This is a genomic window from Psychrobacter sp. 1Y10 (genome assembly GCF_052259005.1).
Lineage (GTDB): Bacteria > Pseudomonadota > Gammaproteobacteria > Pseudomonadales > Moraxellaceae > Psychrobacter > Psychrobacter saeujeotis.
The window spans coordinates 355762-370764 of sequence record NZ_JBQQES010000002.1; the positions used below are offsets into that span (position 1 = coordinate 355762).

Annotated in this window: 13 protein-coding genes; 4 read left to right on the top strand and 9 right to left on the bottom strand. The window is 43.1% G+C overall.

Features of this window, described 5'->3' with window-relative positions:
• Nucleotides 1-7: 7 nt before the first annotated feature.
• The 3 genes from ACTXGH_RS04525 to ACTXGH_RS04535 form a co-directional block, all read right to left on the bottom strand.
• Nucleotides 8-1744 (bottom strand): AMP-binding protein, encoded by a 1737-nt coding sequence (locus ACTXGH_RS04525; RefSeq protein WP_439297112.1) that lies wholly within the window; start codon nucleotides 1742-1744, stop codon nucleotides 8-10.
• A gap of 230 nt (nucleotides 1745-1974) precedes the next feature.
• The gene (hemL, locus tag ACTXGH_RS04530; protein WP_439262318.1) at nucleotides 1975-3276 is read right to left on the bottom strand and encodes a glutamate-1-semialdehyde 2,1-aminomutase; all 1302 of its coding nucleotides are present in this window, start codon (nucleotides 3274-3276) and stop codon (nucleotides 1975-1977) included.
• A gap of 77 nt (nucleotides 3277-3353) precedes the next feature.
• Nucleotides 3354-3707, bottom strand: a complete 354-nt coding sequence (locus tag ACTXGH_RS04535; protein ID WP_299186065.1) for a zinc ribbon domain-containing protein YjdM — start codon at nucleotides 3705-3707, stop codon at nucleotides 3354-3356.
• A gap of 308 nt (nucleotides 3708-4015) precedes the next feature.
• Between ACTXGH_RS04535 and ygfZ the strand changes: the two genes are divergently transcribed.
• On the top strand, nucleotides 4016-4768 hold the full coding sequence (ygfZ, locus tag ACTXGH_RS04540) for a CAF17-like 4Fe-4S cluster assembly/insertion protein YgfZ (protein ID WP_439262320.1): 753 nt from the start codon (nucleotides 4016-4018) through the stop codon (nucleotides 4766-4768).
• Between the two features lie 64 nt (nucleotides 4769-4832).
• On the top strand, nucleotides 4833-6161 hold the full coding sequence (locus tag ACTXGH_RS04545) for a D-amino acid dehydrogenase (RefSeq protein WP_439297111.1): 1329 nt from the start codon (nucleotides 4833-4835) through the stop codon (nucleotides 6159-6161).
• A gap of 161 nt (nucleotides 6162-6322) precedes the next feature.
• Here ACTXGH_RS04545 and ACTXGH_RS04550 read toward each other — a convergent pair whose 3' ends face one another.
• Nucleotides 6323-8551 carry a molybdopterin oxidoreductase family protein gene (locus tag ACTXGH_RS04550; RefSeq protein ID WP_439297110.1) on the bottom strand — a complete coding sequence of 743 codons (2229 nt, stop codon included), beginning with the start codon at nucleotides 8549-8551 and terminating at the stop codon, nucleotides 6323-6325.
• A 617-nt stretch (nucleotides 8552-9168) separates the two neighbouring features.
• On the opposite strand from ACTXGH_RS04550, the gene ACTXGH_RS04555 reads away from it, so the two are divergent.
• Complete coding sequence (locus tag ACTXGH_RS04555) at nucleotides 9169-9372, top strand: CsbD family protein (protein ID WP_299218560.1); 204 nt, start codon at nucleotides 9169-9171, stop codon at nucleotides 9370-9372.
• 693 nt (nucleotides 9373-10065) lie between these two features.
• Here the strand turns inward: ACTXGH_RS04555 and ACTXGH_RS04560 are convergent.
• Nucleotides 10066-10773 carry a ZIP family metal transporter gene (locus ACTXGH_RS04560; RefSeq protein WP_439297109.1) on the bottom strand — a complete coding sequence of 236 codons (708 nt, stop codon included), beginning with the start codon at nucleotides 10771-10773 and terminating at the stop codon, nucleotides 10066-10068.
• A gap of 368 nt (nucleotides 10774-11141) precedes the next feature.
• On the opposite strand from ACTXGH_RS04560, the gene ACTXGH_RS04565 reads away from it, so the two are divergent.
• Entirely contained in the window at nucleotides 11142-11747 is a 606-nt protein-coding gene (locus tag ACTXGH_RS04565) for a hypothetical protein (protein ID WP_439297108.1), read from the top strand.
• A 309-nt stretch (nucleotides 11748-12056) separates the two neighbouring features.
• Here ACTXGH_RS04565 and ACTXGH_RS04570 read toward each other — a convergent pair whose 3' ends face one another.
• The 4 genes from ACTXGH_RS04570 to ACTXGH_RS04585 all read right to left on the bottom strand — a co-directional run bounded on the left by ACTXGH_RS04570 (nucleotide 12057) and on the right by ACTXGH_RS04585 (nucleotide 15003).
• Entirely contained in the window at nucleotides 12057-12368 is a 312-nt protein-coding gene (locus tag ACTXGH_RS04570) for a YqfO family protein (protein WP_439262330.1), read from the bottom strand.
• Nucleotides 12369-12417: 49 nt separating this feature from the next.
• A complete protein-coding gene (locus tag ACTXGH_RS04575) occupies nucleotides 12418-13065 on the bottom strand; it encodes a DNA-3-methyladenine glycosylase (protein WP_439297107.1) in 648 nt (215 codons plus the stop codon).
• Between the two features lie 806 nt (nucleotides 13066-13871).
• Nucleotides 13872-14585 carry a phosphoribosylaminoimidazolesuccinocarboxamide synthase gene (gene purC, locus ACTXGH_RS04580; protein WP_439297106.1) on the bottom strand — a complete coding sequence of 238 codons (714 nt, stop codon included), beginning with the start codon at nucleotides 14583-14585 and terminating at the stop codon, nucleotides 13872-13874.
• A 94-nt stretch (nucleotides 14586-14679) separates the two neighbouring features.
• Nucleotides 14680-15003 carry a hypothetical protein gene (locus ACTXGH_RS04585; protein WP_439297105.1) on the bottom strand — a complete coding sequence of 108 codons (324 nt, stop codon included), beginning with the start codon at nucleotides 15001-15003 and terminating at the stop codon, nucleotides 14680-14682.

Consider the following 15003-nt stretch of genomic DNA (forward strand, 5'->3'; position numbering starts at 1 on the left):
CATACTACTAACGTAAAGACTTACGCAGTATCTTACCTACCGCCGTCTTAGGTAATTCATCGATAAACTCGTATGACTGCGGGCGTTTATAACCTGTCAGACGCTCGCTTGCAAAAGCTTGTAATTCCTCTACGCTCAAGCTTGCCTCTTTTTTGACCACAAAGGCTTTTGGCACCTCGCCACTATGCTCATCAGCAATACCAATCACCGCTACTTCAAGCACTTTTGGATGCTCAGTCAACGCAGCTTCTACTTCATTAGGATAAACGTTAAACCCTGAGACTAGTATCATGTCTTTTTTGCGATCGACGAGCGTTAAAAACCCTTCTTCATCCATTATTCCGATATCACCTGATTTAAAATAGCCATCTTTAGTAAAGGTGTTGGTATTATCTTGTTGCCAATAGCCGCGCATCACTTGTGGGCCTTTTATGCCTACCTCTCCAGGCTCGCCAATCGCACATGCTGAGTCATTTTCATCAATGATTTTGATATCCATCATGGCTAATGGCAGACCAACGCTACCATTAAAACTACTAATACCAGGTGGGTTAAAAGAGATAACAGGAGAAGTCTCAGACATGCCGTACCCTTCATTAATTATCATGCCAGTGACTTGTTGCCATTGATCAGAGACCGCTTTAATAATCGCTGTACCGCCACCGATAGATAGCGCCAAGCGACTAAAATCAAGGCTGGCAAACTTTGGATGATGCAACATACCGATAAACAAGGTATTGACCGATGGAATGACATGTGGACGATGCTGTTCAATGGTCTTGACTAGACCATCGATATCGCGTGGGTTGGTGACCAATATATCCTCCCAGCCGCCATAAATACCCAGCAAGCCGCAAACGGTAAAAGAGAAGATGTGATAGAGCGGCAACGGGTTGAGTATCTTAATTTGCTCGCGACGACCCGCTTCAATCGCACTGCCAAACATCGCATAACACTGACAGACATTGGCCATGACATTATAGTGAGTCAACATAGCGCCTTTTGGCTTACCAGTCGTGCCCCCTGTATACTGTAATAATGCCAAATCTTCACGCTCGATAGTGACGTCTTTAAAGTCTTGCTCGCGCTGCGATTGTAAGATGTGCGCAAACGTTATGTGGTCCTTTGAGTCTAACGTATTAGCTGCCGCTGATTTGGTTATAGACGAGTTGTCGGCTTGCTTGGCGCTGATCTGACTTAATAACGCGATATCATTGTCAGTGGATGGAGCGTTGGGGTCGATAGAACATCTCACAACCCATTTTAGTTGCGCCCTGATGTCATCATTCAACTGCTCATAGGCTGAGGCCATACCATCTAGGATGATAAGACCACAAGCTTGAGCATCTGTCAGCTGATGGGCCAACTCATAGTGGGTATACATAGGATTGACATTGACCAGTACCGCTCCTGCCCGCAAACAGCCGAGCAAAACCACGGCATACTGCAAGATATTGGGCAGTTGGACAGCGATACGATCGCCTTTATGGATGCCTTGTGCTTGTAAAAAGGCGGCAAAGCGGCGACTAGCGATATCTAATTGCGCAAAACTCAGCGTGGCAGGACCCATACTAAAAGCCACAGAATCGCTATGCTGCTCAATCTTTGGTTGTAACAAATCTAGTAGGTTATGCTTATCTTCTAACACATTTAGATTGTTTCTTAGTTCATATCTTTCATACGCGGCTTGCCATAATGGAGGGACGGTACTACTGGGGGCATTGTTTTCAGAACTGGTATTCATCAGTTAGCATCCTTGCTTGGTTGTCACTATTAGTCTCAGAATAGCACAGTTTATTCTCTGTTTTACAAATGAGTAGAGCATGATTTTCTCTGGCTTCTACTCACTTTTTATGGTGAACGCGACTTAAAGTAAGAGCCAATCATTCACAAAGTACAATAAAAATTAGCCACAAAAAAACCAGCGCGATGGCTGGTTTTCTATTTTAAGTGCTTAAAGCTAGAACTGTCTAATTACGCTTTAGCCATTTGGGCAAATATCTCATCGGCCGCTTTGATCGAGTCTTCGATATCTGTATCGCTATGCTTAATAGACATAAAACCTGCTTCATAAGCAGACGGTGCCAAATAAATACCGCGATCTAACATACCATGGAAAAAAGTGTTAAACACGTCCATATCGCACTCTGTCACATCATCAAAGTTCTGAGGTACAGTCGTCTCATTGTCTCGAACAAAGAACATACCAAACATGCCGCCCAATTTATTGGTACGCAGATTAATACCATGCTTGTCAGCTGCCGCTTGAAAGCCATCAACGAGCTTGTCTACTTTCGCTGATAATTCATCATAGAAGCCGTCTGCCGTTAAGTCTTCAAACATCGCGATACCAGCACGCATCGCTAGCGGATTGCCTGACAACGTACCCGCTTGATAGACACCGCCAAGTGGCGCGATACAAGACATGATTTCTTTTTTGCCACCAAAAGCACCAACGGGCAAGCCTGCACCGATGATTTTACCAAAACAAGTCAAGTCAGGATCGATACCGAAGTGCGCCTGGGCGCCACCAAGGCCAACGCGAAAGCCTGTCATCACTTCATCAAAGATAAGTACTGCGTCATTAGCGGTACACTCAGCACGCAAGGTATCATGGAACTCTTGGGTTGGGATAACCATGTTCATGTTGCCAGCGATTGGTTCTAGGATAACGCAAGCAATCTCATCACCCCATTTCTCAAAGCAGTCTTTAATCGCTTGTGGATCATTATAAGGAATGGTGATGGTATGCTTAGCGAAATCTGCTGGCACGCCTTTTGAGGTTGGCTCACCAATATCCAGCATTCCTGAGCCTGCCTTCACTAGCAGACTGTCTGAATGGCCATGGTAGCAGCCTTCAAACTTGACGATTTTGTCACGCTGCGTATAACCACGCGCCAGACGAATCGCACTCATGGTCGCTTCTGTACCAGAGCTGGTCATACGAATCATCTCAACGCTGGGTACGATGTCACAAATCTTATCGGCAACCGTGGTTTCAAACGGTGTTGGTGTCCCAAAGCTTAACCCATCATCAGCGGCTTTTTTGACCGCATCGATCACTTTTGGGTGCGCATGACCCAAGATCATTGGCCCCCATGAGCCAACATAATCAATATAGGCATTGTCTTCGGTGTCGTAGATTTTGCTGCCATTAGCACGGTGCATAAAGATGGGCGTACCACCTACCCCTGCAAAAGCGCGGACGGGTGAGTTGACACCGCCTGGAATATGTTTGCGAGCTTGCGCAAATAGTTGTTCGTTTTTAGTGCTCATGGTTATTCTCTATTGTTTTATTAAAAGTAAAATCTTTCACTTAAATATTATTGAACTTGTTGGTTAAACTTATCGTCTCAAGCCTTTTTAACGACTGAGGATTTAAGCTTCATGGGGCCATAGCCATCAAGTTTACAGTCAATATCGTGGCCATCGCTCGCATCTGGCAACAAGCGAATGCTTTTTGCCTTGGTGCCTACTTTGATAACGATGGATGAGCCTTTAACTTTTAAGTCTTTGATGACGGTCACGGCATCGCCATCTTGTAGCTCGTTGCCGACAGCATCGCGAATGACCGCGTCTTGCGCCTCTGCCTCAGCCGCGTCAGTCTCAGCTGCCGTCCATTCATGAGCACACATAGGGCATACCAGTAACGCACCATCTTCGTACGTATATTCAGCATCACATTTTGGACAATTGGGTAAGCTCATTATTTCCTCGGCAGCCATCATCATGTAGGTTTATTCTAGACTTAGCCTAGACCCCAGACTAGAGATAACATTGTACCGTAACTCGCTTGCTTTAACCAATTTGTACGGTTGAAAATTGGGCACTGCGCCCAATCTAAACCTTAACCATAGCGTTTCTTATGACAGTGCTTTTTATGGTACTCTTCAACCTCATTTAATTTTGTATTCGCTTGTCTAATAGGGGATAAAAGCGCCAATTTGCTTCTTTTGTTCCTTATATCTAAGACCCAGTTATTCATAAGTAAGCTCTTATTAGAAGGATAATAACAATGACTCAATCTACCGACGTCTCGACTTTGCCGCAGTTTTCTCAATTAACTATCCAAGGTGAAGATGCTGAAAAATTCTTACAAGGACAATTAACTTGTGATGTGACCAAGCTTGGTCTTAGCTATCAGCCAACTGCCCTTAGCAACTTAAAAGGGCGGATTGAATTTGGACTTTGGATTAAAAAACAAGACGAAAAACATTATGACGTGGTGACTAGCGCTGATTGTGTAGACGCTTTACAGGCACATTTAAAGAAATTTGGAGCGTTTTCGAAGTTTGAGACCAGTGCAGCAACAGCCATTTATCCTTGTGTGCTCGCTGATGAGCCAACCTTTAGCCATAAGGATGAGCATAATACAGCAGAAGATACTCAAGCTTGGATGCAGCGAAGTATTGCTACTGGCAACTATTGGATCGTGGCGGCAACGCAGGGTGAGTTTCAGCCGCAAGAGCTGCGTCTGCATCAGCGCGGTGGTATGGACTACGACAAAGGCTGCTATTTGGGTCAAGAGGTCATCGCTCGCATTTACTTTAAAGCGGCGCCCAAGGCGTTTTTGCACTATGTTAGCGGGACAGGTGACGCGCCAGCAGCAGGGGATAAGCTTGATAAGATCCAAGTGGTCAATGCCATTGCTACCAATGATGGCTTTGAAGCGCTAGTCGTTGCACGTCCAGCCCATCTTGATGATAGCGACCTCACCCTATTGGAGTTGCCAACAGCACTTCAAGCTGATGTCGCACGTCCAAAGTAGCGTGGTCCAAACCGCAGTAAACTGCCCAACAAGCAGCTAAAACAGTCACTAAGAGATTTTACTCATGACCCATATTGCGGTACTCGGAGCAGGCGTGGTGGGCGTGACCACCGCATGGTATCTTCGCCAAGCTGGCTATGATGTGACTGTCATCGAGCGTGAATCTGCAGCGGGAATGCAGACGTCGTTTGCCAATGGCGGGCAGATATCGGTTTCGCATGCGACCCCTTGGGCCAATCCTACTACTCCAATGAAAGCGCTTAAGTGGCTATTTAAAGAAGACGCGCCACTACTGTATCGTCTGCGAGCTGACAAAGCGCAGCTTAGGTGGGCGATGCAGTTTTTGCAAGAGTGCCGTGCAGATAGAGCCGATGCCAATCTGATACAGATGGTGCGTTTGGGACTATATTCACGAGAATCTTTGCAGCAGCTACGTGCTGATATTGGTATCGATTACGAGCAGCAAAAGCGCGGTATCATGCATTTTTATACCGATCAAGCTGAGTTTGACGTTGCTATTGCGCCAACAGAGCGTATGCAAGCGCTAGGCTGTGAGCGTCATATCATTGACATTAATAATGCGGCCAGTCTGGAGCCCGCGCTCTATCCTATTGCCCATAAGCTCAAAGGCGCTACTTATACCAGCCGCGATGAATCGGGTAATGCCCATCTATTTACCCAGCGCTTAGCTGAGCGCTGCGCTAATGCTGGCATACAGTTTTTATATGACACCGAGGTACTGGCATTAAACGCTGACGCCCACTCTAGTCGCCCGCATATCCATAGCATCAATATCCGTCCTAAAGGCGAAAATGTACAAACTTTTAGTGCAGACAGCCATGTGTTGGCACTTGGTAGCTATAGTATCGCCTTGATGAAGCCACTTAATATTCATCTACCGATCTTCCCGGCTAAAGGCTACTCAGCCACTTATCAGGTCAATCCCCGCGCCCCGCATCTAGCACCCTTTGTCAGTCTCATTGATGATGAGTTTAAGCTTGTGACCTCACGCCTTGGCGATAAATTGCGCGTTGCGGGCACAGCAGAATTTAACGGCTATAATTTAGACTTAAATACTATACGCTGCCAAGCCATCACGCGCCGTGTACAGCAGTTATTCCCAAAAGGCATCATTGCTAACTCTGTGCAATATTGGACGGGGCTGCGACCGATGACCCCATCAAACGTACCCTTAATAGGACGCGCGCATAAGGGTCACGTCCGTCATGGTAGTCACAATACAAGCGCTAGTTTTGATAATTTATGGCTTAATACGGGTCACGGCACGCTTGGCTGGACGCATGCTTGTGGTTCTGCCAAAGCGATTAGTTTGTTAATACAAGGCGAGACACCGCCAGTCGATTTTGACTTTGTAGGTGTAAACGCTCAATAGAGAACACTTACACCAGCCATACATATTTACTTTTCGTATAGTTAATCTGCCATAAAATAAGCATAGTACTACTGGTAAAAATTTTGCGTAGCCTCTGTCTGCGTAGGCACATAAGCAAGGAAAATTTGTACCAGTAGCACGTTATAGTTTTTGTACTTATTTTATGCAGCACTTCCTGATTCAATATCGGAAGGTTTAATGTCAGAATCAACGCTTGAATCGGTAGTGTCCAAATCAAACACTTCAGGCTTAATTGCTTCTAACTGCACCGGTACGCCGTTGACCGCTGCGTTACCACTTAACTGATCGATTAACGTATCATCCGTCAAATCATTGACACTGACACCAGCATGCGCCTGCGCAATCTTTTGTTTGACGCCTTTACGGCCGTGACCCCAACCATGCGGGATGCTCACCACGCTTGGCATCAGCTCATCGGTGACTTCTGCGATGATAGTCACACTGCCAACGCGCGAGGTAACTTTGACGTTTTGACCGTCCTCGATACCGTATTCTTTGGCCGTTTCTGGATGCAACATGAGCGTACAGCGCGGCTTACCTTTTACCAAGCGATAGCTATTATGCAGCCACGAATTGTTACTACGTACATGGCGACGACCGATCAATAAAACCTGCTCATCATCATAATCCTGCATCATCTCCTGTACGCGCTCTAAATCTGCTTGATAAAAGTCCACATTGAGATGTATTTGCTTGTCTTTATGTTTTAACGCTTCTGGCAACATCTTTTTAAGCGGCCCTAAATCAACCCCGTGCGGATTTTTCTTCAACTTTTTTAGATTAAGACCTTTATAAGGCCCACGCTTTAAACCCTGATTGAGCACAAATTTCGGACCCAAAACCTTTACTAACAGACGCTCAACTCTGGTTGTAAGCGGCGCTTTTTTATCTAAACGCTTTGCCAGCTCTAAATAGATTTGCCAATCATGTTTGGCACTTTTTTTCTTACGGAATAGGGCTTTTGAGTATTTAGCTACGTTATGCACAGCAAAATTGTTGAAAGTGACATCATAATGGTCACGCTCTAGCGGCGATACGGGTGGCAAAATAATATCGGCATGACGACTGGTTTCTGTGACAAAATAATCGATCACAACCATAAAATCCAAGCTGGCAAAAGCCTCATCTAATTTTTCACCATTGGGCGTGCTGAGTACAGGGTTGCCAGCGACAGTCATAAATCCTTTTAACTGCCCCGCGCCCTCTACCAGCATCTCATCCGCCATCGCCACCACTGGATAATCGCCATTAAAATCAGGCAAATTACTCACGCGGCTATGGCGTTTACCAAGATAGCCTGGGCCTGAGTTATTGACCACATCGACTGCAGGATTAGGGAACATCAAGCCACCCATTTCATCTAAGCGACCTGTGACAATATTAATGACCATAATGAGATACTGACTTAATAAGCCAAACGCTTGTACCGATACGCCCATACGCCCATAGCAGACCGAACTTTCGGCTTCACAAAACTCTTTGACGAGACGTTTAATCTCACTTGCAGCAATACCAGTAATATCAGCTACGGATTCGGCGCTATAGTCTTTAGCAAAGTCTGCAAGTCGATCAATCTCTGGCGCTAAGCTCACCGCTCTATTATTTTTCGCGCGCGCTTTGTCCGCATAACCTTGTAAATAGATTTCATTGAGCATGGCGAGCAAGAGTAAAACATCGGTCGCTGGACGAATAAAATGATGCTCGCTCGCAATATTCGCTGTTTCGGTGCGTCTTGGATCAATGACCACCACTTTGCCATCACGGGCTTTAATGTCTTTGAGCTTTTGACGCATGTTCGGCGCGGTCATAATACTGCCGTTCGACGCCAGCGGATTGCCGCCGATAATGAGCATATATTGGGTACGATTGACGTCGGGCACAGGAATACGCAGCATATGCCCAAACAGATGCATACTGACGATATGGTGTGGTAGTTGGTCGATGGAAGTCGCAGAAAAACGACTGCGCGTCTTTATACTACTAAGTAAATGCTTAATGGTCAGCATGCCGCCCAGATTATGGACATTAGGATTGCCTAGATAAATACCAAGGACGTTTTTGCCATGTTTTTTCTGTACCGACTGAATGCCAGCAGCAACTTTATCTAGCGCCTCAGACCAGCCAATCTCTTTCCAACCGTGAGTAGTTCTCTCAACGGGCTGACGCAGACGATCATTGTCTTCATGCAAGTCTTGCAAGGCAGTCGCTTTTGGGCAAATATAACCTTGGGAGAATGGGTCGTCTTTATCGCCTTTAATCGATAACACTTTTTCACCATCGTGCTTGATGACGATACCGCACATCGCTTCGCATAAATTGCACGTTCTAAAGTGGGTTTGCTCATTCGTCTTGGTTTGCTCGTTACTCATGGCACGCTCCTTGTGATTTCCCTACCGTCAACTCTATACCTATAATCCACTCTATAGAAGTCAAATACGATGTCAGATTCATTCAACGTACGATTTATCGCACTTTTATACGCATTTTTTGTGTTAACGCTCTCCTGAACTGACTATATAAATTTCGTTCTATCATATTTATAGCTTCAATTATTTTTAACGCAAGAGCACACTCTAGTAGTTATTGTAGCTATTGTTATAACAATAAGATTATATCTATTTAAGCGGCAGCTCTATAAATGAATATTTAACAAAGCATATTTATTTGGCTAATATGTCTTTAATCAAATCGCATATCTCAGCTCATGCGTTTAAAAACTATTTATTGTACTTACGCAATCTAAAGAAAAATCATGAACTCTTTACATAGATAAGGGGCTTCTAACAAAGGTATGCAGACAACCATAATGAAGTAACACTCTAAACATTGCATATACAGACAATGCAATTGTTAGCACCTATATTAGATATCACCAGTTGGCTTGTTGGTATCTACCAATGACAACTGTACGACGAATAAAATATTAAATAAAGACAGATGGAATGATTGTCTCAAAAATTAATTCAACAACAGAAGGAATATAATAATGAATGAACATACTCTAAAAGGCGAATGGAACCAAATGAAAGGCGCTGTTAAGCAAAAATGGGGCGATTTGACTGATGACGATCTTACCCATATTGAAGGCAGCCGTGATAAATTGGTCGGCCGTGTACAAGAACGCTATGGTCATAGTAAAGATGACGCTGAACGCGAAGTAGACGATTGGCGCCGCGAACACAAATACTAAGATATTTTTTTACTAAAGAGTAGATAAATAGTATTTAAAGTATCTTAATCAGAAAATAAAAAACCGCATCAACGTTATGCGGTTTTTTAATGGTCAATAGCTTATGTACTGTCCAACCAATCTGCTTAATAAACTCGTTGAGAGACGTACTTAATAGACCAGAAAAATAATTTCTGATTGTAGTTCTGTTTTGCTTTTAGCCCGTTTATCTCATTGCCCAGTAAGTTAAAAAATTCCTTACTATAGCTATACTCTAGTAAAATGGAATTTTCTTAACCGTTAGACACGATAAAACCGCATAGCAATTTATTGTTATGCGGTTTTATTGTTAACTATCCATGTTACCTATCACGACTGACTGTTATACATCCTTGCATAATATTCAGTATGTTGTGATACTAGGCATCCTGCCCTTTTTACTACGACTATCACAGCATATACTGCTGCTCTCAGCAAAGGTTATATATCCTTACTCCACTTATTATTATCTTCCTGATGCTAACAAGTGAATCATTATCCTTAATGCGGTCAACTCAATCCTTGAGTCATACTCCCTAATGCCGTGTGACTATAGTGTCAAATTATTGCTTTCATGTTAAGTCGCGTAAGCGTCATTGCTTGTAAGCATATGCTTACACAGCGATTCTGCATATTCCTTATAATAGCTCGCTATACCCTGCAGTATAACCAAGATTAAATCAGTATCTCACCGATGATGCCCACTAAAAACCCGAGACAAGCGCCCAATGATGTCAAATAATGATGATCAAGTTTACTCTCAGGAATAAGATCTTGAATGAGCAGATATAAAATACCGCCACTAGCAAATATCATCAGATGGGCAGTCAAATCTGGATATGAGCTCAGTAAATAGTGACCGATGAGCGCTGAGATAATACCAAAAAAGCTTAAACCAAAAAATATCAATAAGGTTTTTTTAACACTAAAGCCACTTTGAACCAAATCACGAAAAGAGTTGAACGATTCTGGTAAGTTTTGTAGACCAATAAAGACCGCTAGTAGCGCCGCCATCTGTGGCTCGATAGAAAATACCGCTCCAAGCGCAATCGACTCAGGTACAAAATCCATCATCATCGCAAGTAAGGTCGCCTGCTGACCACCCGACCTGGCCAGACGCCGATCGATGAGCATAAACAGTATGGCTCCCATTAAAAATGATCCTATTACACCCCAGACGTCAAGCGTCTCCATTCCTTTTGGTACTAGTACCAATGCTAGCGCCGATAAAATAATACCAGCACAAAACGACATGAGCGTATGAGTGATTTCATACTTAACTGGACTGTCTTTAACATGATGATTGAACACATTGGCCAAAAGACCATCAACAAATACGGTGATACCAGCAAACCCTGAGAACAAAATAAGTTTTAGCAGCATAACTTGTTCTTTTATTATTCTAAACAGTCTTAGCGTTAGCTTGATATCACAATGTTTACAAGATTATGCTCACTAAACGCGTAGTATTCTTACGAAAGCATCAGAATTACTTACAACTTATTAACGAAAACGACATCTGCTATCAAGTTTTGGCGCCTACCATAGTGAATGTAAAAAAATATTTCAGAATATTTTTGTTGATTAGTATTAGCTTAATAGATTAGCTGAATAACAACGTTATAAATAAGGCTAAATCGGTGAATGCCAATGACTAAGAACGCTAACAACTAAAATTGTTTGGTAAATAAAATCAAAACGCCATGCAACTGACTAACTGAAAAATAGTAATAAAAAAGAAGATACCTATAATGAGTACAAAAAACCGCACTACCTTAAAAACGATGACCGCATCCCTTCTAGGTGCCGCCCTACTTAGCACCGCTCTTGGCGGTACAGCGATGGCATACGACCATGATGGCAACCGCTATGAAGGCAGATATAACCATATCTATAAAGATAAGAATTTTGGCAAGAATATTGGTAAATTGCGCGCTGATTTGCGCCGAAGTGGCTACTATGTGATGGATGTCGAACCAGTATCAGACTCGCGTATCAACGTCTATGCTAAAAAGAACAATCAGCCTTATAAGCTTAAATATACTTATCCAGGCTTAAAGCTTATCAGCTCTGACAAAAAAGAGTGGTCCATTATCTGGGATGATAGAAAACATCACGGCGACCACCATGATAAAAATGACATCGAAGAAACTATTAAAAACGAGTCACGCTACCCTAAGTTTAAACAGCGCGCTATAAAAAAGCTAAACAACATGGGCTATCAAGTCGAAGATATCGAGATCGATGAAAAAAATGGCAAAGGTGTCTTTGAGATTGAAGCTACCAATAGTGGTCAAGACTATGAAGTAATCTTAGGCTATCCTAACTTAAACGTCATTAAACTTGAGCGTGACTAACAGACGCCTTGTATGACTAAAGCTTGCGATGATTTTCATAAGCTTGGAGCATCCTTTCGATTTAGGTACCCACCCTTTGGTACCGCCGGTCAGATAAGCCACTTTGGTCTTATCTGGCCGTTTTTTATGACCATCATCATAAGACGCTATTATCATCGGTTGCGCCATTCCTAGCTACATTGCTTACGGAGATATTGTTGATGACAATTTACCTCATCAACATCTATAAAAAACATAAAAAGACCCTCAAAACCAAAGACAGTTAGCTTTAAGAGGAACTAACCTCAAAAAGTACAAATCTTGCTCGTACTAAAAGTCTAGCACCTCTATCACATCATAGGCAGGCGTCTCATATGGGTGTGCCTGCTTTAATGCATTGATCACCTCTTTGATGATTGATGTTTTAACCACCATTTCAATGCGCCACTCACTCACCTGCTCTAACGTATCCTGTGCGCCAATGTGCGGATTGCTGCCAGCAGTCGGCATAAACTGCCCCATCCCTTGCACTTGCCAGCAGCACTGCTCATAATTACCAATAGTACCAGCACCGGCGGCAAATAGCGCCGCTTTAACTGATTCCAAAGCACTATCTGGAATAAAAACCGTTAGTTTATACATTTGTTAATCTCCGAGTGTTGATGTAGATAATACAAAGCGCTAGCATGCCTTACTTTTTTGATAATGACGGATGATCTGTCCACACGTAGCGCAGTAGCCAGTCTTTGGCCTCACCAGCATAATCAATACCAATACGAGGACGTAATGTTAATGGCGGCTGACAACCATCATCCTCAATCCAAACGCCAGACTCAAAGGCAATAGGCGCGCCGTACAAATCGCGATCAATTTGTAAGCGCTTAGTCAGCTTACCTGGCCCTGCTAACTGTTTGATATGGTTCAGCTGTTTGTCTTTACTGAGCGCTTGCTCCTCAATTAAGCGATCACTGTCCTCACATAAAAACCCAGCGCGAATCAATACCGATTCAGGTGACTCAGCAGATCCACTGATGAGATTGAGCATATGATGCACGCCATACGTCAGATAAACGTAAAATACGCCCCCTTGCTCATACATAATCTTAGTACGTGAGGTACGAGTACCTGCATGCGAATGACAAGCAGGATCGTCTTCACCAATATAAGCTTCAGTTTCTGAAACACGCATACGCAGCGTTTTAACGTTGCCATCAGTGTCTGTCATCTGTCGACATAAAATTTTGCCAATCAAATCTGCTGCCACCACGCAGGTTGGGCGGGCGAACCAATCAGGCATTAATATGGTAGCTTTAGTCATTTGTTCTTGTGTCGTGGGCATGGAGGTGACCTTTTTATTTTTATGAATAACTTAGCATAAAAACTAAAAGGTCGTTGTGCTGGGAATGTTTGTGCTGTGTTTGCATTGACCTGGATAAAAGCTGTGCGTTAGCGAAGTTTGATGGTTGGTACTGACTGTTTGCCTTTAGCAGTTGGTTTTAAGTGGTCCATTTATGTGGCTTCTGTAGGGTATACATTGAAAACTAACTGTTTCAGCTGTATTGTATGAACTATTATCGATAAATAAGCTTTTTGGGCTAACATGAAAAAGATTATCTACCCTGTTCTTTTATCATTTGAAAAAATAATAAGATTATATTTTCAAACCCTAGTAAAGACAATGACATCTCATAGTTGTAAGGACTAATAGACGTCTGTCCGTTCTGCTCCCTATACAGCCTATACATATGATATATATACAAAAAGTGAGGTAGTAGAATGCTTATATGGATTACTCTTTATATTCTTATTTGTTTATTGTTCAGATGGCTCATATTCTCTAATGCTAGTATGGCAGAGAGACTCGGCTCTTGGGGTTGGACTCCAAACCAAAACAAACTTTATTTTTCAATTATGTGGTTGTTCTCAACCTTTATATTTTTATTCGGAATATTTAACAGCGATTTTCGTAACTCCTTTCTGTTAGAGTATTTATTTTAAACGCCATTATAATATTTGATCTAATAACGACTATTAATTATTGTCAACTATGTTGTAGATTATCAACAGTACTAATCAGTAAGCGTAAACAGTAAGCATAAAAAAACTGAGCACATGGCCCAGTTTTTATTGAACATATAGATACCTTTAATCCATCGGTACCCCAATACGGCGGGCGACCTCTTCATAGCCTTCGATCACATCACCTAAAGATTGACGGAAGCGGTCTTTATCAAGTTTTTTCTTGGTCGCTTTGTCCCAAATGCGACAACCATCTGGTGAGAATTCATCACCTAAAACGATGCGGTCATGAAAGACGCCAAACTCAAGTTTAAAGTCAACCAAAATCAAATCGCCCTTGTCAAACAAGTCTTTTAAGACCTCATTGACCTGATAACTGATTTCTTTCATTTTTGCCAGCTGATCATCGTTCGCCCAGCCTAAAGTTACGGCCAGTGATTCGTTGACCATCGGGTCGCCTAGCGCGTCATCCTTATAAAACAGCTCGAAAGTTGGCGGCGTCAATACCTGCCCCTCTTCTAACCCTAAGCGGCGTACCAGACTGCCAGCAGCATAGTTGCGCACCACGCACTCAACGGGCAACATGTCCATGCGCTTAACCAGCACTTCATCGCCAGAGAGCTGCTGTTCAAAATGCGTCTCGATGCCAGCATCGCTTAGCTTTTGCATAATAAAGGTATTAAAGCGATTATTGACTTCGCCCTTACGTGCCAATTGCTCAATACGTTTGCCATCAAGCGCTGAGGTGTCATCACGAAAGTGCAAGATTAAAAAATCATTGTCCTCGGTTTCGTAGACAGATTTGGCTTTGCCTTTATAGAGCAATTGTTGCTTTTGCATGGTAGAGCATCCTGTTCATTCAAACTTATGTAATAAAAACGTGCAACCACGGCCAAAATATTGGCTGCAATATAATACGTAAAAGACTAAATTACTAATTAGCAGGGATAGCAGTTACTGGAACCGCGCGTTCAGGCTTTGGTAGCCGATACTGCTTGCCTGATTCATTCTGTAGCTTGAGCGTGTTTGCGCCAAGATTCGGTGTTGGATACAAAGGTACAAACGGTGCTGATTCTTGGGCGACAGGCATCTCTAATGGCGCAAGCTTTTTGCTGTCTTGATATTCTAAGCTGCCATTGTCACGCTTACCAAGTAGCTCTTTGGTAGCCTGACAGCCACTTAACACTAAAGTACTGCTCAACACCACAGTCACTAGTGCGGTCAGAAGTTTTGGGGTCGTTAATGATGCTTTCATCAT